The organism is Pseudomonas sp. GR 6-02, assembly GCF_001655615.1.
In the GTDB taxonomy this organism is placed as follows: domain Bacteria; phylum Pseudomonadota; class Gammaproteobacteria; order Pseudomonadales; family Pseudomonadaceae; genus Aquipseudomonas.
In genome coordinates, this window is record NZ_CP011567.1 from 1,267,511 (window position 1) to 1,288,518 (window position 21,008).

A 21,008-nucleotide genomic window follows, 5' to 3' on the forward strand; every position below is an offset into this window, starting at 1 on the left:
AAAGCCCGCTCCCACAATTAGGGGAGCGGTGCCTTCCTTCTTAGTGCTGCAGAATCTTCTCGAGGAAATGCTGCGCACGCTCGGAGCGGGCGTTGATGTCGCCGAAGAACTCTTCTTTCCTGCAGTCTTCGATAATCTTGCCGGCGTCCATGAAGATCACCCGGTCCGCGACCTTGCGGGCGAAGCCCATTTCGTGGGTCACGCACATCATGGTCATGCCTTCGTGGGCCAGTTGCACCATCACATCCAGCACTTCGTTGACCATTTCCGGGTCCAGTGCCGAGGTCGGTTCGTCGAACAGCATGACGATCGGGTCCATCGCCAGCGCACGGGCGATCGCCACACGCTGTTGCTGGCCACCGGAAAGCTGGCCCGGGTGCTTATGCGCATGGGCAGACAGCCCGACGCGCTCAAGCAGTTGCAGGCCTTTCTTGGTGGCTTCTTCCTTGCTGCGACCCAACACCTTGATCTGCGCGATGGTCAGGTTTTCGGTGATGGTCAGGTGCGGGAACAGTTCGAAATGCTGGAACACCATGCCCACCCGCGAACGCAGTTTCGGCAGGTTGGTCTTCGGATCGGCGATGGACGTGCCATCGACGATCAAGTCGCCTTTCTGGAACGGTTCCAGTGCATTGACGCACTTGATCAGGGTGGATTTGCCGGAACCGGACGGCCCGCACACCACGATCACCTCGCCTTTTTTGACCTCGGTGCTGCAATCAGTCAGTACCTGGAAGTCCCCATACCACTTGTTGACGTTCTTGATAGAGATCATACGGCGAACCTTTTTTGCAGACGCTTGACCAGCTGCGAGGCGGCAAAGCTGATGATGAAGTACGTGAGACCTGCGAAGATCAGGAACTCATTGGAGCGGCCGATGATGTCGCCACTGGCACGCGAGGCATTGAGGAAGTCCACCAGGCCGACCGCGTAGACCAGCGAGGTGTCCTGAAACAGGATGATGCTCTGTTGCAACAGCAGCGGGGTCATCTTGCGGAACGCTTGCGGCAGGATGATCAACCGCATCATCTGGCCATACGTCATACCCATGGCCTGGGCGGCGCTCATCTGGCCCTTGGGAATCGACTGCACCCCGGCCCGGACGATTTCGCAGAAGTACGCTGCTTCGAACATCATGAACGCCACGATGCACGAGGCGAACGCGCCGATCGGGGTGTCTTCGCCGGTGATCCAGCGCAATACGAACGGCACCGCCAGGTAGAACCAGGTGATGACCAGCAGCAGCGGGATCGAGCGGAAGTAGTTGACGTAGGCGCCGGCAATGTTCGACAGCAGTTTGTTGTGGGACAGGCGCATCAACGCCAGGACCGTGCCGAGGATGATCCCGCCGCTCACGCCCAGGGCCATCAGCTGGAGGGTCATGACCATGCCGTTCCACATACCCGGCAGGGACGGAATGATGCCCGAGAAGTCGAATTCCATCATTTACCCCCTACGGAAATCAGGCCCGGCACGGCGACTTTCTTCTCGACCGCGCGCATCAGCAGCATCAGGCTCATGTTCAGGGTGAAGTAGATCAGCGTTGCCAGGGTGAAGGCTTCGAACAGGTTGGCGGAGAACTCGGCGGTCTGTTTGGTCTGCGCCAGCAGCTCCATCAGGCCGATCAGCGACGCGACGGAGGAGTTCTTGAACACGTTCAGGAATTCCGAGGTAAGCGGCGGAATGATGATGCGATAAGCCTGGGGCAGCAGCACGTTCCAGTAGATCTGCGGCAGCTTGAAACCCATGGCGCGGGCAGCGGATTCCTGGCCGCGGGGCAGCGCCTGGATACCGGTGCGCACTTGTTCGCAAACCCGGGCCGTGGTGAACAGGCCCAGGCACACGACGACACTGAGGAAGGCCGAGGTGGTCGGGTTCAGGTCCTGCTTGTACCAGTCCTGCAGGTTTTGCGGCAGCAGGTCGGGCACCAGGAAGTACCAGATGAACAGCTGCACCAGCAGTGGCACGTTACGGAAGAGTTCGACGTAGCAGGTCGCGATGCCCGATACGATGCGATTCGGCACCGTGCGCATGACACCCAGGATCGAGCCCAGCAGCAGCGCGATGATCCAGGCGGCGACGGCGATGGCGATGGTCCAGCCTAAACCGGAGAGGTACCAGTCGAAATAAATTTCGCTGCCCACGCCGGTGGACTTGAAGAACACGCCCCAGTCCCAGTTGTAATTCATTAGGGTCTCCCCTCGGATTCGATCGATGTACAAGTGCCCGATGACGGTCAGGCACACGCGAACGGCTCGACAACCACCGGTTCGAGTGTTTCCAGAAATGCCAGCAGGGAGTGACAACCCCTGAAAGGGCAGAGGCCTTCTCAGGGGGGAACGTTAGTCAGAAATCAGGATTTCTTTTCGTCAGCCGCTTTGTCGGTCGGATTGGCGATCAGGGTCTTGAGCTCGTCGCTCATCGGGAAGTTCAGGTTCAGGCCTTTTGGCGGGATTGGCTGCATGAACCATTTTTCGTAGATCTTGTTGATCTCGCCCGACTTGTAGGTCGCGATGATTGCGTCGTCGACGGCTTTCTTGAACGGTGCGTCGCCCTTGCGAACCATGCAGCCGTAGATTTCGAACGATTGTGGTGTGCCGGTCACGGCCCAGTCATCCGGCTTCTTGGCCTTGGCCATTTCACCGGCCAGCAAGGCGTCGTCCATCATGAAGGCCACGGCACGGCCGGTTTCCAGCATCTGGAAGGATTCGCCATGGTCTTTGGCGGAGATCACGTTCATGCCCATCTGCTTGTCGGCGTTCATCGACTTGAGGATGCGCTCGGACGTGGTGCCGGCGGTGGTCACGACGTTCTTGCCTTTGAGGTCGGCGAAATCTTTGTAGGGCGAGTCTTTCTTGGCCAGCAGCTTGGTACCGATTTCGAAGATGCCGGCGGAGAAATCAACTTGTTGCTGACGCTCGACGTTGTTGGTGGTGGAGCCGCACTCGACGTCCACGGTGCCGTTCTGCACCAGCGGGATACGGGTTTGCGAGGTCACCAGGTTGTATTTGACCTGGAGGTTGGGCATGTCCAGGTCTTTCTTGATGGCTTCGACGATTTTCAGCTGGATATCGTGGGAGTAGCCAACCGGTTTGCCGGAAGCGTCCGCGATGTAGGAAAACGGAATGGAAGCGTCACGATGCCCGAGGGTGATGGTGCCGGACTCTTTGATCTTCTTCAGTGTGCCGGTGAGTTCGGCGGCGAAAACTGGAGTGCTAATCAGAGCGGCAGCAATGGCTGCGCCCAGGAGATGGGGAACGATGCGCATCAAATTTTCCTCGACATTGTTTTTTTTATGGAGCCAGTTCATCGGCCTTTTTTGGTGCTTCGAATGCCTGGCGGCTCCTGAAGGAGTAGCGCAATAAACATTCGTCCGGGAGAGTAGAGCATGACTCGTGCCAGACCATGCATCATCTATCAAATTATTGATTTTTAAGAGTATTTTAATGTTGGTGAAGTTGAGTTTTTTGTCGGATGATCCGGTTTTCCGAATCGACCGAGGAGTCGCGTTCGGAAAACCGAATGGATTGACTCACACAAAACTGTAGGAGCGAGGCTTGCCCGCGAAGGGGGCTCTGCGGTCTGTCTGTTGAACCGCTTTATCGTTCTTCGCGGGCAAGCCTCGCTCCTACAGTAATGTGCGGTATGAAAAAGCCCCTGAATCGTGAGATTCAGGGGCTTTGGTTTAACCGGATACCCGATCAGGCCGCTTCGATCTTGCTGCGGTTCTGTTCGAGCTTGTTCAGGTAATCCTTGAGCTTCTGTTGTTCCGCCGCAGTGGTGAACAGCCCAAGCTTGCTGCGGCGCCACAGGATGTCATCGGCGGTGGTCGCCCATTCTTCGCTGCACAGGTAGTCGACTTCGCGGGTGTAGAGCCCGCCGCCGATGTGTTCACCCAGGTCACCGAGGTTTTCCACGCCTTCGAGCATGCGCCAGGTGCGGTTGCCGTAAGTGGTGGACCAGCGTCGGGCGATCTCGGTGGGGATCCAGTCGAACTTGTCGCGGATCCGCGAACTCAATGCCTGCGGAGTCGTCATGTCTTCGCCACCGGGCAGGGGCGCGCTGGCGGTCCAGCTTGGCTTGATGTGCGTGAAGTACGGGGCCAATTGCGCCAGCGCCGACTCGGCCAGTTTGCGGTAGGTCGTCAGCTTGCCGCCGAACACCGACAGCAACGGTGCTTCTTCACCAGAACCCGACAACGCCAGGGTGTAGTCGCGGGTGACGGCCGACGGGTTGTCGGATTCGTCGTTGCACAGCGGACGAACGCCGGAGTAGCTGTGCAGGATGTCCGCGCGGCTGAGTTGTTTCTTGAAGTGGGCATTGACCACTTTCAGCAGGTAATCGGTTTCGCCTTCAGTGATCGCCACTTTTGCCGGGTCGCCGGTGTACTCGCGGTCGGTGGTGCCGATCAGGGTGAAGTGGTTCAGGTACGGAATGGTGAAGACGATGCGCTGATCTTCGTTTTGCAGAATGTGCGCGTATTCGCCTTCGTACAGTTTTGGCACGATCAGGTGGCTGCCCTGGATCAGACGGATGCCGTATGGCGATTCCATCTTCAGGTCGTCACGAATGAACTGGGCGACCCATGGGCCGGCAGCGTTCACCAGTGCCTTGGCGCGGATCGAAAACAGGCTGCCATCGGCGCGTTCCAGGTTCATGTGCCACAGGCCCTTGGTGCGACGGGCACTGACGCAGCGGGTTTGCGTATGAACGTGAGCACCTTTCTCGCGGGCAGCCATGGCGTTCAGTACGACGAGGCGTGCGTCATCGACCCAGCAATCGGAATATTCGAAGCCTTTGGTGATTTCGCTTTTCAGCGGGCTGTCCGGGCCGAACTTCAGGCTTTTCGAGCCTTCGAGTTTTTCCCGTTTGCCGAGGTGGTCATAAAGGAACAGACCGGCGCGGATCATCCAGGCCGGACGCAGGTGCGGGCGGTGGGGCAGCACGAAGCGCATCTGTTTGACGATGTGCGGCGCCTTGGCCAGCAGCACTTCGCGCTCGGCCAGGGCTTCGCGCACCAGGCGGAACTCATAATGCTCCAGGTAGCGCAGGCCACCGTGGATCAGCTTGCTGCTGGCCGACGAGGTGTGGCTGGCCAGATCATCCTTTTCGCAAAGGAACACCGAAAGGCCGCGACCGGCGGCATCCGCTGCGATCCCCACGCCATTGATCCCACCACCAATGACGGCGATATCGTAGACCTCGGCGAGAGGGGGCGTAGGCAAGGTAGAAGTGGGCATCGGCTGGCCTCGGGCTTTTTTGATTTCTATATTTGAATTCGAACATTAATGTTCATTTGCGAAAATACTAGCCCATAAAGACGCCCACAGCCAGCGTGCTTCGATTGAAAATACTGATCGAAGGGCCGTTAAAGGAAAATTTTCGAACATTGAATGATGGTAGGGACTGCTTTTGTGGCGAGGGAGCTTGCTCCCGGTGGGCTGCGAAGCGGTCCTATAACCGGCTACCGCGGTATCTCAGGAAGAACATGTTGTCTGATTGGCGTCTGCTGTGCAGCCGAACGGGGGGGGGGCAAGCCCCCTCGCCACAGGGGGGATGTGCTTACACGACCTCCAGCCGAATCTTGTGCTGGCTCAACAACTGCGCCAGGGCCGGCGAAGGCGGCTGGTCGGTGACCAGGCAATCGATCAGGCTGATCGGCCCCAGGCGAATCATGGCGTTGCGCCCGAATTTGCTGGAGTCCGCCGCGAGAATCACCTGTCGGGCGTTGGCGATGATCGCCTGGGATACCCGCACTTCCTGATAGTCGAAATCCAGCAAGCTGCCGTCTTCATCGATTCCACTGATGCCGACCAGGGCGAAGTCGACCTTGAACTGGTTAATGAAGTCGACGCTGGCCTGACCGACCACGCCACCGTCACGCCGCACGTTGCCACCGGTCAGCAGCACGTCGAAGTCGTCCTTGGCGCTGAGCATCGAGGCCACATGCAGGTTGTTGGTGATGATCTTCAGGTGGCTGTGGTTGAGCAGCGCCCGAGCAATGGATTCGGTGGTGGTGCCGATATTGATGAACAGCGAGGCGTGATCGGGAATCTGCGCCGCAATGGCTTCGCCGATACGCTGCTTTTCATCGCGCATCTGATCGGCGCGCATGGCGTAGGCGGTGTTTTCGACGCTGGAGTCGTAGGCTGCGCCGCCGTGATAGCGACGCAACAGATTCACTTCCGCCAATTGATTGATATCGCGGCGGATGGTTTGCGGTGTAACGACGAACAGCTGGGCCATTTCCTCGATGCTGACATAGCCGCGTTCGCGGACCAGTTCCAGGATTTGCTGCTGACGGGGAGGCAGATTCATGGGGCTTCCTTTGGGCTGCCGTGCAAAATTTGCCCATGATGCCGCAGGAATCCGCTCCCTACCAGTTACAACCGGATACGAGTCCGGTCCGTGGCTTATTCAGCGCCTTCGTGCGGTTCCCAATCGCGAGTGCGGCTGACGGCTTTTTTCCAGCCAGCGTAGAGTTTTTCCTTCGCGGTTTCGTCCAGCGCTGGTTCAAACTCGCGCTCGATCACCGCCTTGCCGCGCAACTCGTCCAGGCTGCCCCAGAAACCGCAGGCCAAACCCGCCAGGTAAGCGGCGCCCAACGCGGTGGTTTCGCGCATTTTCGGGCGCTCGACTTGAGTGCCGAGGATGTCGGCCTGGAATTGCATCAGGAAATTGTTCGCCACTGCACCGCCGTCCACGCGCAGGGCTTTCAGGCGTTCGCCGGAATCCTGCTGCATGGCGTCCAGAACGTCGCGGGTCTGGTAGGCAATCGACTCAAGCGCGGCACGAATGATGTGATCCACGCGTACGCCACGGGTCAGGCCGAACAACGCGCCACGGGCATACGGGTCCCAGTACGGAGCGCCCAGGCCGGTGAAGGCCGGCACCAGGTACACGCCGTTGCTGTCCTTGACCTTGTTGGCGAAGTATTCGGTGTCGTGGGCGTCGTTGATGATTTTCAACTCGTCACGCAGCCACTGCACGGTGGAGCCACCGTTGAACACCGCGCCTTCCAGCGCATAGGCCACTTCGCCACGCGGGCCGCAAGCGATGGTGGTCAGCATGCCGTGCTTGGACTTCACCGCTTTGTCGCCGGTGTTCATCAGCAGGAAGCAACCGGTGCCGTAGGTGTTTTTCGCCTGGCCTGGCTCGACGCACATTTGGCCGAACAGGGCGGCCTGCTGGTCGCCGGCGATACCGCCAATGGCGATGCCGCTTTTGGTGTGGCCGTAGATTTCGGACGAGGACTTAACTTCCGGCAGCATCTCGCGCGGGATGTCGAGGACGTCCAGCATCTTCGCGTCCCACTCCAGCGTGTGGATGTTGAAGAGCATGGTGCGCGAGGCGTTGGTGTAGTCGGTGACGTGCACCTTGCCGCCGGTAAATTTCCAGATCAGCCAGCTGTCGACGGTGCCGAACAGCAGTTCACCCTTGCGCGCCCGCTCACGGCTGCCTTCGACATTGTCGAGGATCCACTTGAGCTTGGTGCCGGAGAAGTACGGGTCGGTAACCAGGCCCGTGGTGTCGCTGATGTATTGCTCGTGGCCGTCGCGCTTGAGCTGCTGGCAGATTTCGGTGCTGCGGCGGCACTGCCAGACGATCGCGTTGTAGATCGGGCGGCCAGTGGTCTTGTCCCAGACCACGGTGGTTTCGCGCTGGTTGGTGATGCCGATGGCCGCGACCTGGTCGTGATGCAGGCCGGCTTGAGCCAGGGCCTCGACCATCACGGCGCTTTGGGTGGCGAAGATTTCCATCGGGTCGTGTTCGACCCAACCGGCTTGCGGGTAATGCTGTGCGAATTCACGCTGGGCGGTGCAAACCACGTTCGCGTCGCGATCGAAAATGATCGCGCGGGAGCTGGTCGTACCCTGATCGAGGGCAATGATGTAGTTCTTATTCTGAATGTCGGTCATGTCGATTGCCTTGGACGAAATAAGGAAGTGAAGTCAGGCGCGGGATCAAAATGGGCAGGATCACGCGCCAACGGTTTCAAGACGTTCTTGGTTTGCCGTCAATGGCCAGTGCTGCGTCCTTTGTAGCAGGTATGGCGCTGGGCAGATGACGGGCAATCAGCCCGCGATAAGCTGCAGCACCGAGACAGGCACCGACAATCGGTGCAAAAACCGGAATCAGGAAGTACGGGATATCGCGTCCGCCAGTGAAGGAAATTTCACCCCAGCCTGCGAAGAAAGTCATCAGTTTAGGACCGAAGTCGCGGGCCGGGTTCATCGCGAAACCGGTCAGCGGCCCCATCGAGCTGCCGATCACGGCAATCAGCAGGCCGATCAACAACGGCGCCAGCGGTCCTTTGGGCAGGCCATTGTTGTCGTCGGTGAGCGACATGATCACGCCCATCAGAATGGCGGTGATGATCACTTCAACCAGAAAGGCCTGGCCCGTGGACAGGGCAGGGTTCGGGAAAGTGGAGAACACCGAGGCCAATTCAAGGCTGGCTTCGGTGCCACGAACCATTTGGTGAGTTTGTTCGAAATCGAAGAACAGGTTGCTGTACAGCGTGTAAACCAACAATGCCCCGCAGAAGGCACCGGCGACCTGGGAGAAGATATAGAAAGGCAGTTTGCGCTTTTCGAAGTCAGCGAAAATGCTCAGCGCGATACTCACGGCAGGGTTGAGGTGCGCACCGGAAACACCGGCGGTGAGGTAGATCGCCATGCTGACGCCAACCCCCCAGATGATGCTGATTTCCCACAACCCGAAGCTGGCACCCGCCACCTTGAGCGCGGCAACGCAGCCGGTACCGAAAAAGATCAGCAGTGCAGTACCCAGAAACTCGGCCATGCATTGGCTCGAGAGCGACGGTTGTTGTAACGCAGTTGTCATTGAAAACCTCGTTTTTGTTGTTGTCTGGCGCTTTTCCATCGAGGTCAAAGCGCGATTTTCACCGAGGCAGGATCCCCATCCTGTGCTCGGCTTACTGCCGGGTGCTGCGGTGAGACGTTCGTGCTGTGTTCACATTCGAAAAAATATAGACAAGAAGCACTGCTGTCAAAGGTCGAAAGTGAACCATTAGTCATATTTAAACTATTAGTCCTGTGAATGATCGCATCGTTCATCCGGCGAGAAGCGTGTGGACGAACGACCGAAAGCCCGGCCAGGCTCTGGAAATAGCAGCGCAATAGAGCCTTTTATCGATCAATGACCTAGAATCCTGCGCAGTATTTTTCTTCTGCCGCCAAGTCTGGAGCTGTCATGACCCCCGCATTGGATTTGTTGAAAAAAGTTCGTGCCGAACATCGTGTGCACAGTTACGAACATGATCCGAAGGCAGCGTCCTATGGTCTGGAGGCCGCGGAAAAACTGGGCCTGGACCCCGCGCAGGTGTTCAAGACATTGCTGGCGGCCAGCGAGAAGGGGGAGTTATTGGTGGCGGTGGTGCCGGTCGTCGGAAGTCTGGACTTGAAGGCGCTGGCACAGGCCGCAGGCGTGAAAAAAGTCGAAATGGCCGATCCAGCCGCTGCGCAGCGTTCGACGGGGTATCTGTTGGGCGGTATCAGCCCGCTCGGGCAGAAGAAGCGCCTGCGCACGTTTATCGATCATTCGGCCCAGCCGTTTTCCAGTATCTTCGTCAGCGCCGGGCGGCGCGGTCTGGAAGTCGAACTGGCGCCTGCCGTGTTGGCCGAACACACCCAGGCGAAGTTCGCCGATATCGGTCGAGCCTGAGCAGAAGGTCTTGGGCTAACAACCCGGCGCTGTATGGTGGAAATTGGTTCGTTCTGTCACTGGTGAAGGGCTATGCCGGGCTTCATGCTCGGCGACCTGAAGAAAGGGAGAAGTGCCATGCAGCTTGAGTTTCATCAGATCGATGCGTTCAGTGATCGGCCGTTCAGTGGTAACCCGGCGATGGTGTACCGGCTCGATGCCTGGCTTGACGATGAGTTGATGCAAAAAATCGCCGCCGAACATAACCTCGCCGAAACCGCGTTCCTGGTGCGTGAGGGTGCTGTCTGGCGCATTCGCTGGTTTACTCCGACCACCGAAGTCCCGTTATGCGGTCATGCGACCCTGGCCAGTGCCTACGTACTGTTTGAACTCTATAAAGAACCGGTCGAGCGACTGGACTTCATCTGCAAGTCCGGCCCGTTGAGTGTCACCCGAGAGGGTGGGCGCTTGTGGCTGGATTTCCCGGCAGTCGTGCCGTCGGAAGTGGGCGTGACCCTGGATGTCGAGCGCGCCTTGGGCGTCGAGGCGGTCGATGTGCTGGGCTCGAACGAATTGTTCGTGGTGCTGGAGTCCGAGCAGGCGGTGCTCGATTGTCAGCCAGACATGATTGCCCTGGCGAAATTGCCATGGCCGGGCGCCATCGTGACAGCCAAAGGCAGCAAGCATGACTTTGTGTCGCGCTACTTTGCCCCGGCGATCGGCATCAACGAAGACCCGGTGACCGGTTCAACCCATTGCAGCCTGATTCCGTACTGGTCGAAACGCTTGAGCAAGTCGAGTCTGACGGCTTATCAGTGCTCGGCGCGGGGTGGGGAGTTGTTTTGTCAGCTGGAAGGGAATCGGGTGAGTATTGGCGGGAATGCGACGCTGGTCGCGAGCGGAACGCTAATGCTGGGTTAAACGAAAATCCAATAGATGGGAGCGAGCTCCCACCTATGTCCGCGTTGTTCAGCTGGCGGCGCCGTAGCGCCGAACCCCGGACTCGATCGTCGGAATCTGCGCCGCTGTACTGCCGGAGGCCTGGAACAGTACCAGGTGTTCCGCCGCTACCCGAATGCCGACTTCAGCACCGACCAGATGATCGGCATGACTTGGGAAAATCGACTCCAGCTGTGCGCCCGTAGGCAACTGCAAGCGGTACAGCGTTGAGGCCCCCTGGAAGCTCTTGCCGACAATCTGCGCCCTCAGTGGGCTGGACGGTGCATAGACGATGTCGTCCGGACGCAGCAATACGTCCACGGCGCCACCGATCGGCCAGGTGTAGGCACGGTTGCCGCGCAATTCACCCAATTCGGTCTGTACCGACTCCGGGCTGCTCAACTGACCGCGAATGAAGTAACCCTGGCCAATGAAGCTGGCCACATACGGTGTCAGCGGTTCGTGATAGAGGTTGTAGGGGGTATCCCATTGTTCCAGGCGACCTTCCTTGAAAACGCCGACATGGTCGCTGACCGCGAAAGCTTCTTCCTGATCGTGGGTCACCAGAATCGCACTGGTGCCGCGAGCCTTGAGGATGTCGCGTACTTCATGGCTGAGCTTGCGTCGCAGCTCACCATCGAGGTTGGAGAACGGTTCGTCGAGCAACAACAGTTGCGGTTCCGGTGCCAGGGCGCGGGCCAGTGCAACTCGCTGCTGCTGTCCACCGGACAGCTCATGGGGAAAGCGCTTGCCGAGGTTTTTCAGGTTGACCAGTTCGAGCAGTTCTTCGGTGACACGATCCTTTTGCGGGTGCTTGCGGATCCCGAAGGCGATGTTCTCGGCCACGCTCAAATGCGGAAACAGCGCGTAATCCTGGAACACCATGCCGATCCGGCGTTTCTCCGGGGCGAGGGTGAAGCCGGCGCTGGAGATGGTCTCGCCCGCCAACTGGATCTCACCCTCGTGCACCGGTTCGAAACCGGCAATGGCCCGCAGGGTGGTGGTTTTGCCGCAGCCCGAAGAGCCCAGCAGGCAACCGATATCGCCGGCATTCAAATGCAGGTTGAGGTTCTGCACAACCCGCTGGTTTTGATAACCACAGGCCAGATTGCGCAGGTTCAGCAGTAATGGCTGGCTCATGCGTGATGGTACGAAGGTGGGACGAGAAACTCGAGCAGGGCCTTTTGTGCATGCAGACGGTTTTCGGCTTGATCCCAGGCCACCGAACGCGGGTCGTCGAGCAGGTCGAGGCTGATTTCCTCGCCACGGTGGGCCGGCAGGCAATGCATGAACAGCACGTCCGGTGCGGCCAGGTCGAGCAGCGCCCGGTTGACCTGGAACGGTGCGAACAGCTTCAGGCGCTTGGCGGTTTCCTCTTCCTGGCCCATGGAGGTCCAGACGTCGGTGCTCACCAGATGCGCGCCGCGTACGGCTTCCCGAGGATCGCGGACGATGCTTACCCGATCGCCGGCCTTGGCCACGAACTCAGGGTTGGGTTCGTAACCTTCCGGGCAGGCGATGCGCAACTGGAAGTCGAACTGGATCGCCGCTTCTATATAGCTGTTGCACATGTTGTTGCCGTCGCCGATCCAGGCCACGGTCTTGCCTTGGATCGAACCGCGATGTTCGAGGAAGGTTTGCATGTCGGCCAGCAACTGGCACGGGTGCAGGTCATCGGACAGGCCGTTGATCAGCGGGACTCGCGAATTGGCGGCGAATTCGGTCAGGGTGCTGTGCGAAAACGTACGGATCATCACTGCATCGAGCATGCTCGACATGACAATGGCGGCGTCGCCGATCGGTTCGCCACGGCCCAGCTGAGTGTCGCGCGGCGACAGGAAGATCGCCTGGCCACCGAGCTGGATCATGCCGGCTTCGAACGAAATACGGGTACGGGTCGAGGACTTCTCGAAAATCATCCCCAGGACGCGGTTTTTCAAAGGCTCGAACAGTACGCCGCGGTTACGCAGGTCCTTGAGCTCAACGCCTCGACGGATCACGCTGACCAGCTCTTCGGGCGTGCAATCCATCAGGGAGAGAAAGTGCCTTGCGCTCATCATTGACTACCTTTTTGCAACAGACCGCAGATACTCAAAGCCTTGTTTAACTGAAAAACGGGCGAGACCTGCGGCGTAAGCCGCACGGGGCGACGAAATAGGGGGAGGCGCGATATTGACATTAAATGTCGCGTTTTTCCAATAGGCTACGGTGTTTAGAGGATTTCAGAGAGGCTACGGGGTGACCGCAGTAGCGCTTTTGAAGCCTGTTTCCTGACAGCAGCTGAGCATTTGTACACTGGGCTCGCCGGGCTTGGCAATCAGGCAGGGCGCGGGCGACAGATTGGCAGTCGGTTTTTGATCTGTCATTCGAGCCTTTGGCGGGCAATGTGTCTAGTCTGAAACATTTGCTAATGCAAAGTGCTGGGTTATAACTAAAGCACGAGCGACGCAGGAAGCCTCAGGAATGGAATCGAAAGAACAGTTATTGATGGAGCTACTCGGCCTTACGGCTCGCTCTCTGACCCACCTCACTGCTTCCATGACCTCGATGTCTTTCGAGTTGTTACGCAGTGAAGATGAAGTCACCAAGGCGGCTGGCCGGCGCATGATCGACCGCATGGCCACCATCAGTGCCGGGCTCGACGAGCATTGGCGGCTGATCGGCGAGCTCACCGGCGTGCACGTCGCCCACGAGCAGATCGAAACCATCGAGGAAATCCAGCTGCAGGCGCCGCCGAGTCTGCCGCCGAACTGATCTCCTTGCTGCCATCGGCCGGCCTGATGGTCGTCGATTCACAAGACGAACGTCGCTGGCGCGGTGGCAAGTCACGCGCCATAGTTTTGTTCCCGCGGCCGACATTGCCCGCCCAGAACAAAACAGAGACTGGCCATGACCAAGACTCTCCATCACCGTGCGTGCCACCTGTGTGAAGCCATCTGCGGCCTGACCATCGAAACCACCGAGGTCGAAGGCAGCGGCGTGCAGATCACCTCGATCAAGGGCGACCCTCAGGACAGCTTCAGCCGTGGGCATATCTGCCCCAAGGCGGTGGCCCTGCAAGACATTCAGAACGACCCGGATCGCCTGCGTCAGCCGATGCAGCGAGTGGGTAGCGAGTGGCAGCCTATCGAGTGGGAAGATGCGTTCAGCCTTGTAGCCGAACGCCTGGCGGCGATTCAGGAGCGTCACGGGCAGAACGCGGTGGCGGTCTATCAGGGCAACCCCAGCGTGCACAACTACGGGTTGATGACCCACAGCAATTACTTCCTCGGCCTGTTGAAAACCCGTAACCGGTTTTCCGCGACGTCGGTCGATCAGTTGCCCCATCACCTGACCAGTCATTTGATGTATGGCCACGGCTTGCTGTTGCCGATCCCGGACATCGATCACACTGATTTCATGTTGATCCTGGGCGGTAATCCGCTGGCCTCCAACGGCAGCATCATGACCGTGCCGGATGTGGAGAAGCGCCTCAAGGCGATTCAGGCCCGGGGTGGCAAAGTGGTGGTGGTCGATCCGCGTCGCAGCGAAACGGCGGCGATTGCCGACCAGCATCTGTTCGTGCGCCCCGGCGGCGATGCGGCGCTGTTGTTCGGGTTGCTCAATACGTTATTCGCTGAAGGCCTGACCCGCGACAGTCATTTGCCGGTCGATGGGCTGGATGAAGTGCGTAAGGCGATCGCAGGTTTCACTGCCGAGGCCATGAGCCCGCTGTGCGCAGTCCCCGTCGAACAGATCCGTCAACTGGCGCGGGACTTCGCGGCAGCCCCGACGGCGGTCTGCTATGGCCGCATGGGCGTCTCGACCCAGGCCTTCGGCACCTTGTGCCATTGGCTGGTGCAATTGATCAATCTGGTGACCGGCAACCTTGATCGTGTCGGCGGTGCGTTGTGCACCGAGCCGGCGGTGGACCTGGTGGCGTCCACGTCGGGCGGCCATTTCAACCTGTGGCAAAGCCGCGTGTCCGGGCGTCCTGAATACGGTGGCGAGTTGCCGGTGTCGGCGCTGGCCGAAGAGATGCTCACCGAAGGGGAAGGGCAGGTCCGTGCGCTGATCACCGTGGCGGGTAATCCGGTGTTGTCCACGCCCAATGGCCGACAGCTGGAGCAGGCGCTGGACGGACTGGAGTTCATGGTCAGCGTCGACCTGTACATCAATGAAACCACGCGTTATGCCGACCTGATCCTGCCGTCGACTTCGGCGCTGGAAAACGATCATTACGACACCACCTTCAATATGTTCGCGGTGCGCAACGTCACCCGTTTCAACCGGGCGATTCTCGCCAAGCCGCAAGGCGCGCTGCATGATTGGGAGATCTTCGTGGGGCTGGCCAAGGCCTTTGCGGCGAAGACCGGCAAGGAGCTGAAACCGACCATTGCGCCGGCGCAGATGATTGACCGGGGGCTGCGGATGGGCCTGTATGGCGATGCTTCAGGGCACAAACTGTCGCTGGCGACCTTGTTCGATCACCCTCACGGTATCGATCTCGGCGCGCTCAAGCCCAATTTGACGCCTCGTCTGAAGACGGCCAATCAGCGCGTCCAGGCGGCGCCTGTGGAGATCCTCGCCGATCTGGCGCGCTTTGCGGCGTTGCAAGCACCAGCCGCCGATGAGTTACTGATGATCGGTCGCCGCCATGTGCGCAGCAACAACTCATGGATGCACAACTATCACCGCCTGGTGAAGGGCAAGCCGCGCCATCAACTGCTGATGCACCCGGACGACCTGGCCAGCCGCGGGCTCAGCGATGGGCAGCGGGTGCGCGTCAGTTCACGGGTCGGCGTGATCGAGGTTGAAGTGGTCGCCAGCCTCGATATGATGAAAGGAGTGGTCAGCCTGCCCCACGGTTGGGGTCATGCGCGACCGGGCGTGCAGATGACGATTGCCAGTGGCCAGCCAGGTTCCAGCGCCAATGACCTGACTGACGAATGTCAGCTCGATGAGTTGTCGGGCAATGCGGCATTGAACGGCGTGCCGGTGACCGTGGCGGCGGCGTGAACATGTCTGTCGGGGAGGCCGAGCATGGCGCTCGGGTTTCCGTTACAATGCGCCACCGTGCCGACCACTGAGTCGGAAAGTTCAGCCGAGGTGCTCCATGGATATCATCGAAACGATTAAAGAGCAGATTGCCAACAACACCATTCTGCTTTACATGAAAGGCTCGCCGAATGCCCCGCAGTGTGGGTTCTCCGCGAAAGCCGCCCAGGCTGTGATGGCCTGTGGTGAAAAGTTTGCCTATGTGGATATCCTGCAGAACCCGGAAATCCGCGCCAACCTGCCAAAGTACGCCAACTGGCCAACCTTCCCACAACTGTGGGTTGCCGGTGAGCTGGTTGGTGGTAGCGACATCATGACTGAAATGTCTGCCGACGGTTCGTTGCAGGCACTGATCAAAGACGCCGCCGCCAAAGCCGCCGCTGCCAAGACCGAAGCCTGATTCGGTACCTGTAGGAGCGAGGCTTGCCCGCGAAGCAGGCGCCGCGCTTCTGCAGATACACCGCGTCATCGTTCTTCGCGGGCGAGCCTCGCTCCTACAAGAGCGCACGTAAAAAGCCCCGCCTCTGTAAAGAGAGCGGGGCTTTTTATTGCGTCGGGGTTAGCGGCGTAGAACTTACTCTTCGCCCATCTGCGATTGCAGATAGTTCTCAAGGCCGACTTTATCGATCAGGCCCAGCTGGGTTTCCAGCCAGTCGATATGTTCTTCTTCGGACTCAAGAATGTCTTCGAGCAGTTCACGGCTACCGAAGTCGCCAACGGTTTCGCAATGGGCGATAGCGACTTTCAGGTCGGCATGACCGTCGCGCTCGATCTTCAAGTCACACTCAAGCATTTCCTTGGTGTGTTCGCCGATGTGCAGCTTGCCCAGGTCCTGGACGTTCGGCAGGCCTTCAAGGAACAGGATGCGCTTGATCAGCTTGTCAGCATGCTTCATCTCGTCGATGGATTCGTGGTACTCGTGCTTGCCGAGCTTGTTCAGGCCCCAATCTTCATACATGCGCGCGTGCAGGAAGTACTGATTGATCGCGACCAGTTCATTGGCAAGGATTTTGTTGAGATGCTGGATGACTGTAACGTCGCCTTTCATGGTGGGAGTCCTGCCCTGTATTAGCTGTATATAAGGCGGAGTTTGAGCCGCGTAATTAATAGTGTCAAACCTAAGTTATTGAAACTTAAATGAAAATTAATCGGAATAAGAATGTTTGTGTTCCGCGTCTAAGGCCTAAGCGATTGATTTTCAGACATAAAAAAACCGGACATCAAGTCCGGTTCTTCGAAATACGGTAGTTATGCGGCTGTAAATTCTACGGGGTAGGGGATCGCCGCCTGGGCCGTTTGCAGTTTGCCCAGTGTTTCACGCACCACTTCCTTGGCCAGGCAAGCGCATTTGCCACATTGGCCGGCTACGCCGGTAGCCAGACGGACTTCCTTGTAGCTGCAGCAACCTTCATAGATTGCATCGCGGATTTGACCGTCGGTGACGCCGGTGCAGAGGCAGACATACATAAGTGAGAACCGTCGCTGGTTGTGACTCAATTGCGATGGATCTTAATGTTAACGAGAATGATTGTCAAAGTGGTTTCTGAAGGCTTTTCGTCATAAGGGCCTTTGACTGACGAACGGTTTCCTCTCGCGCCTTGCGAAAAAAAATAGCAGCGGCCATTTTGCCCGCCAGAAAAAAACCGCTAAGGACAGGCGAAAAACGCGGTGTATGATGGTCGGCCTTTTGCGAAGGAGGTTCGTGTCACAGGGCTGTCGCCTGAGGGTGACAGGCTGGCATGAGCCCTGTTCTTCAACGTTATTACACCAGGAGATATCCAATGAGCGTACTCGTAGGCAAACAAGCCCCTGACTTCACCGTACCGGCCGTACTCGGCAATGGCGAAATCGTAGACAGCTTCACCCTGTCCTCGGCCATCAAAGGCAAATACGGCCTGGTGTTCTTCTACCCACTGGACTTCACCTTCGTTTGCCCGTCCGAGCTGATCGCTCTGGACAACCGCATGGCTGACTTCAAGGCACGCAACGTTGAAGTGGTCGCCGTTTCGATCGACTCGCACTTCACCCACAACGCGTGGCGCAACACCCCGGTGAACAATGGCGGTATCGGCCAGGTTCGTTACACCATGGCTGCTGACATCAAGCAGGAAATCATGAAGGCTTACGACGTTCAGTCCGCTGACGGCGTGGCTTTCCGTGGTGCGTTCCTGATCGACGACAAAGGCGTTGTCCGCTCGCAGATCGTCAACGACCTGCCGCTGGGCCGTAACATGGAAGAGCTGATCCGTCTGGTTGATGCTCTGCAATTCCACGAAGAGCACGGCGAAGTTTGCCCTGCCAACTGGAAAAAAGGCGACAAAGGCATGAACGCCTCGCCAGAAGGCGTTGCGGCTTACCTGACCGAGCACGCTGCTGCGCTGTAAGCCAGGCGTCCGGCAATAAAAAACCGGCCTCACTGAGGCCGGTTTTTTTATGGGCGGGATAAACCGGCGACCAGCCTCAGTCGTTGTAGTCTTCCCAGCCGCCCATCTGTTTCCAGCGATTGACGATGCCGCAGAACAGCTCAGCAGTCTTCTCGGTGTCGTAGCGAGCCGAATGAGCCTCACGACCGTCGAAGTCGATGTCCGCTGCCTGACAGGCCTTGGCCAGTACGGTTTGACCGTAGGCAAGACCGGCGAGGGTCGCGGTGTCGAAGCTGGAGAACGGGTGAAACGGGTTGCGTTTCATGTCCAGGCGCGCGACTGCCGCGTTGAGGAAACCCAGGTCGAAGCTGCTGTTGTGACCGACCAGAATCGCCCGTTTGCAACCGTTGGCTTTCAGGGCCTTGCGAATGCCACGGAAGATATCGGTCAGCGCCGCTTCCTCACTCACTGCCATGCGCAACGGGTGATCGAGTTTGATCCCGGTGAATTCCAGGGCTGCTGCTTCGATGTTGGCGCCTTCGAATGGCTCGACCCGGAAGAAGTAGGTGTGATCGGGGTACACGAACCCTTTTTCATCCATGGCGATAGTGGTTGCAGCAATTTCCAGCAGGGCGTCGGTGGCCGAGTTGAAGCCACCGGTTTCTACGTCGACGACAACCGGCAGGTAACCACGGAATCTGGCAGCCATTGGATGACGAGGACCACCTCCACCGCCTTGACCGTCCTGTTCGTCGTCGAAATGGTCTTCACTCACGCGTGTTCCTCCAGCAGGCGCCAGCGCAGTTTTTCACCGGCGCGCAGCGGGATAACGGTCAGCTCGCCGAATGGCAGGCTGGTTGGGGCGGTCCACTCTTCGCGGACCAGGGTGATGCGATCGGTGTTCGCCGGCAGACCGTAGAAACGCGGGCCATTGAGGCTGGCGAAGGCTTCGAGCTTGTCCAGCGCATTACGCTGTTCGAAGGCTTCGGCATACATCTCGATCGCGGCATAAGCGGTGTAGCAACCGGCACAGCCGCAAGCCGCTTCTTTGGCGTGCTGGGCATGGGGGGCCGAGTCGGTGCCGAGGAAGAACTTGTCGCTGCCGCTGGTGGCGGCGTCGAGCAGCGCTTCCTGGTGGGTATTGCGCTTGAGGATCGGCAGGCAGTAGAAGTGCGGCCGAATCCCGCCCACCAGCATGTGGTTGCGGTTGTACAGCAGGTGATGCGCGGTGATGGTGGCGCCAACGTTGGCTGAAGCCGCGTTGACGAACTGCACGGCATCGGCGGTGGTGATGTGTTCGAACACCACTTTGAGCGTCGGGAAACGCTCGACCACGCGACGCATGTGCTCATCGATGAAGATTTTTTCCCGATCGAAAACGTCGATATCGCCACGGGTGACTTCACCGTGAACCAGCAAGGGCATCCCGACTTCGGCCATGGCCTCCAGTGCAGGGAAAATCTTGTCGATGCTGGTGACGCCAGAGTCCGAGTTGGTGGTCGCGCCGGCCGGGTACAGCTTGGCGGCGTGAATGAAACCGCTGGCCTTGGCCTCACGAATTTCTTCGGGCTGGGTGCGGTCGGTCAGGTACAGAACCATCAGCGGTTCGAAACGGCTGCCGGCCGGACGTGCGGCGAGAATCCGCTGGCGATAGCCATCGGCTTCAGCAGCGTTGCGCACCGGAGGTACCAGGTTGGGCATGATGATGGCGCGACCAAAGGTGCGCGCGACATCCGCGACGGTATTGGTCAACACGGCACCATCGCGAAGATGAATGTGCCAGTCGTCGGGACGCAGCAGGGTCAGGCGGTCGGACATGAGGGAATTCCAGGCGGGTCAAACTCAGGGGAATGCTACCGGAAAAGACTCTTCCAGGCACTCGCTATCAAGTTTTACGACAAGCTTCCGATACCCAACAGGCAGGCCGTGAATATGTGTGTCGGTCTTTTTGTCGTAGAAGCCAGTGGAGCCTCCCGTGCGCCAGCGTTATTTAGCCTTGCTCAGTGTGTTTGCCAGCCTTCCCGCGATGGCGCTCACTTTCCAGACTCGCCTGGAGAGCATCGAGTGGACGGTCGAAGGCGACAAGTTCGAATGCCGCCTGACTCAACCGATCACCGATTTCGGTTCGGGTGAGTTTGTGCGGCGCGCCGGAGAGCAGGCGACATTTCGACTGAAGGCCTACAACTCAATGATCGGTGGGGGTTCCGCCACCTTGCTGGCGGCGGCTGCGCCATGGCAGCCGGGGCGTGGCGACATTAACCTGGGCTCGGTGAGAATCGGTAGTGGCAACGTGCTGTTCAACAGTTCGCAAGTGCAGGCCGGGCGCCTGATCAGCGGGCTGATGGAGGGGCGCAGCCCGGTCGTACGACACTCATCGGGCGACGGTCGGGTGTCTGAAGTGCGTCTGCTGCCGGTCAAGTTCAGCAAGGCCTATGGTGACTATCAGGGTTGCGTCGCCAAGCTGTTGCCACAGAATTTCGAGCAAGTGAAGCAATCCGAGGTCGGCTTTCCGGGGGAGGGTATCGATCTCGATGCCAGGGCCAAGGCCCAGTTGCAGGTCATGCTGGAGTTCATGAAGGCCGATCCGACGGTCAACCACATTGAACTCGATGGCCATTCCGACAATAGCGGTAACCGGCTGACCAACCGTGAACTGTCACGACGCCGGGCGCTGGCGGTGATGGATTTCTTCAAGGCCAATGGTGTGCAGGAATCGCAGATCACCCTGCGTTTTCACGGTGAGCGCTATCCGCTGGCGCCCAACAACAATGCCGCCAACCGGGCGAAGAACCGCCGGGTTGCCGTACGTCTCGAGCGGGTCGCACCGACCGAGAAACCTGCGCCTCAAGCCACCGCCGCCGCGAGCAGCGCGACGACCTCCTGAACCTGCTGAATTCGTCGCTCGCTCGACATAATCTGTCGCTTCGTCGTCATAAGCTGTCGCGCCTCTGTAAATTATCCTGCATGAGCGGTAGACTTGACAGCTTTCCGTAGAACCCCGTG

21 protein-coding genes are annotated in these 21,008 nt (G+C 58.9%); 7 read left to right on the plus strand and 14 right to left on the minus strand.

Annotated elements, in window-relative coordinates:
- Window positions 1–40 precede the first annotated feature (40 nt).
- The 8 genes from PGR6_RS05405 to PGR6_RS05440 form a co-directional block, all read right to left on the minus strand.
- Window positions 41–775 (minus strand): amino acid ABC transporter ATP-binding protein, encoded by a 735-nt coding sequence (locus PGR6_RS05405; protein ID WP_018926621.1) that lies wholly within the window; start codon window positions 773–775, stop codon window positions 41–43.
- Entirely contained in the window at window positions 772–1,443 is a 672-nt protein-coding gene (locus PGR6_RS05410; RefSeq protein WP_018926620.1) for an amino acid ABC transporter permease, read from the minus strand. Before PGR6_RS05410 ends, PGR6_RS05405 begins: the two co-directional genes overlap by 4 nt.
- Window positions 1,443–2,189 carry an amino acid ABC transporter permease gene (locus PGR6_RS05415; RefSeq protein WP_018926619.1) on the minus strand — a complete coding sequence of 249 codons (747 nt, stop codon included), beginning with the start codon at window positions 2,187–2,189 and terminating at the stop codon, window positions 1,443–1,445. The genes PGR6_RS05410 and PGR6_RS05415 overlap by 1 nt, the downstream gene beginning before the upstream one ends.
- A 164-nt stretch (window positions 2,190–2,353) precedes the next feature.
- Window positions 2,354–3,268, minus strand: a complete 915-nt coding sequence (locus PGR6_RS05420) for a glutamate/aspartate ABC transporter substrate-binding protein (RefSeq protein ID WP_026286460.1) — start codon at window positions 3,266–3,268, stop codon at window positions 2,354–2,356.
- 433 nt (window positions 3,269–3,701) lie between these two features.
- Window positions 3,702–5,240, minus strand: coding sequence for a glycerol-3-phosphate dehydrogenase (gene glpD / locus PGR6_RS05425; protein ID WP_018926617.1), 1,539 nt, complete (start codon window positions 5,238–5,240; stop codon window positions 3,702–3,704).
- Window positions 5,241–5,562: 322 nt separating this feature from the next.
- A complete protein-coding gene (locus PGR6_RS05430) occupies window positions 5,563–6,318 on the minus strand; it encodes a DeoR/GlpR family transcriptional regulator (RefSeq protein ID WP_007938932.1) in 756 nt (251 codons plus the stop codon).
- A 95-nt stretch (window positions 6,319–6,413) separates the two neighbouring features.
- Window positions 6,414–7,919, minus strand: a complete 1,506-nt coding sequence (gene glpK / locus PGR6_RS05435) for a glycerol kinase GlpK (protein ID WP_018926616.1) — start codon at window positions 7,917–7,919, stop codon at window positions 6,414–6,416.
- A 76-nt stretch (window positions 7,920–7,995) separates the two neighbouring features.
- Window positions 7,996–8,847, minus strand: coding sequence for an MIP/aquaporin family protein (locus PGR6_RS05440; protein WP_019581559.1), 852 nt, complete (start codon window positions 8,845–8,847; stop codon window positions 7,996–7,998).
- Window positions 8,848–9,216: 369 nt separating this feature from the next.
- Between PGR6_RS05440 and ybaK the strand changes: the two genes are divergently transcribed.
- Complete coding sequence (gene ybaK, locus PGR6_RS05445; protein ID WP_007938929.1) at window positions 9,217–9,687, plus strand: Cys-tRNA(Pro) deacylase; 471 nt, start codon at window positions 9,217–9,219, stop codon at window positions 9,685–9,687.
- Window positions 9,688–9,804: 117 nt separating this feature from the next.
- Entirely contained in the window at window positions 9,805–10,587 is a 783-nt protein-coding gene (locus PGR6_RS05450) for a PhzF family phenazine biosynthesis protein (protein ID WP_064621201.1), read from the plus strand.
- Window positions 10,588–10,635: 48 nt separating this feature from the next.
- Here PGR6_RS05450 and PGR6_RS05455 read toward each other — a convergent pair whose 3' ends face one another.
- Together PGR6_RS05455 and argF are read right to left on the minus strand one after the other, a co-directional pair.
- Entirely contained in the window at window positions 10,636–11,745 is a 1,110-nt protein-coding gene (locus PGR6_RS05455; RefSeq protein WP_019581557.1) for an ABC transporter ATP-binding protein, read from the minus strand.
- Window positions 11,742–12,662, minus strand: coding sequence for an ornithine carbamoyltransferase (argF, locus tag PGR6_RS05460; RefSeq protein WP_026286458.1), 921 nt, complete (start codon window positions 12,660–12,662; stop codon window positions 11,742–11,744). Before argF ends, PGR6_RS05455 begins: the two co-directional genes overlap by 4 nt.
- Window positions 12,663–13,068: 406 nt before the next feature.
- Here argF and PGR6_RS05465 point away from each other — a divergent pair, with 406 nt between their 5' ends.
- The 3 genes from PGR6_RS05465 (at window position 13,069) to grxD (ending at window position 16,042) form a co-directional block, all read left to right on the plus strand.
- On the plus strand, window positions 13,069–13,359 hold the full coding sequence (locus tag PGR6_RS05465) for a hypothetical protein (protein WP_018926610.1): 291 nt from the start codon (window positions 13,069–13,071) through the stop codon (window positions 13,357–13,359).
- 135 nt (window positions 13,360–13,494) lie between these two features.
- Window positions 13,495–15,603: a molybdopterin oxidoreductase family protein gene (locus PGR6_RS05470; RefSeq protein WP_064616312.1), complete on the plus strand. Its 2,109-nt coding sequence runs from the start codon at window positions 13,495–13,497 to the stop codon at window positions 15,601–15,603.
- A gap of 97 nt (window positions 15,604–15,700) precedes the next feature.
- Window positions 15,701–16,042, plus strand: coding sequence for a Grx4 family monothiol glutaredoxin (gene grxD, locus PGR6_RS05475; protein WP_007938922.1), 342 nt, complete (start codon window positions 15,701–15,703; stop codon window positions 16,040–16,042).
- Window positions 16,043–16,216: 174 nt separating this feature from the next.
- Here the strand turns inward: grxD and bfr are convergent, their stop codons facing one another.
- Window positions 16,217–16,690: a bacterioferritin gene (gene bfr / locus PGR6_RS05480; protein ID WP_007898512.1), complete on the minus strand. Its 474-nt coding sequence runs from the start codon at window positions 16,688–16,690 to the stop codon at window positions 16,217–16,219.
- Between the two features lie 200 nt (window positions 16,691–16,890).
- Window positions 16,891–17,109, minus strand: a complete 219-nt coding sequence (locus tag PGR6_RS05485) for a bacterioferritin-associated ferredoxin (protein ID WP_018926608.1) — start codon at window positions 17,107–17,109, stop codon at window positions 16,891–16,893.
- A 314-nt stretch (window positions 17,110–17,423) separates the two neighbouring features.
- Here PGR6_RS05485 and PGR6_RS05490 point away from each other — a divergent pair, with 314 nt between their 5' ends.
- Entirely contained in the window at window positions 17,424–18,026 is a 603-nt protein-coding gene (locus PGR6_RS05490; protein WP_018926607.1) for a peroxiredoxin, read from the plus strand.
- A 76-nt stretch (window positions 18,027–18,102) separates the two neighbouring features.
- On the opposite strand, the gene rnt is transcribed toward PGR6_RS05490, so the two are convergent.
- Entirely contained in the window at window positions 18,103–18,780 is a 678-nt protein-coding gene (gene rnt, locus PGR6_RS05495) for a ribonuclease T (RefSeq protein ID WP_007938919.1), read from the minus strand.
- Complete coding sequence (gene pyrC / locus PGR6_RS05500; protein ID WP_018926606.1) at window positions 18,777–19,823, minus strand: dihydroorotase; 1,047 nt, start codon at window positions 19,821–19,823, stop codon at window positions 18,777–18,779. Before pyrC ends, rnt begins: the two co-directional genes overlap by 4 nt.
- Window positions 19,824–19,980: 157 nt before the next feature.
- On the opposite strand from pyrC, the gene PGR6_RS05505 reads away from it, so the two are divergent.
- Window positions 19,981–20,889: a flagellar protein MotY gene (locus tag PGR6_RS05505; protein ID WP_018926605.1), complete on the plus strand. Its 909-nt coding sequence runs from the start codon at window positions 19,981–19,983 to the stop codon at window positions 20,887–20,889.
- Window positions 20,890–21,008 lie beyond the last annotated feature (119 nt).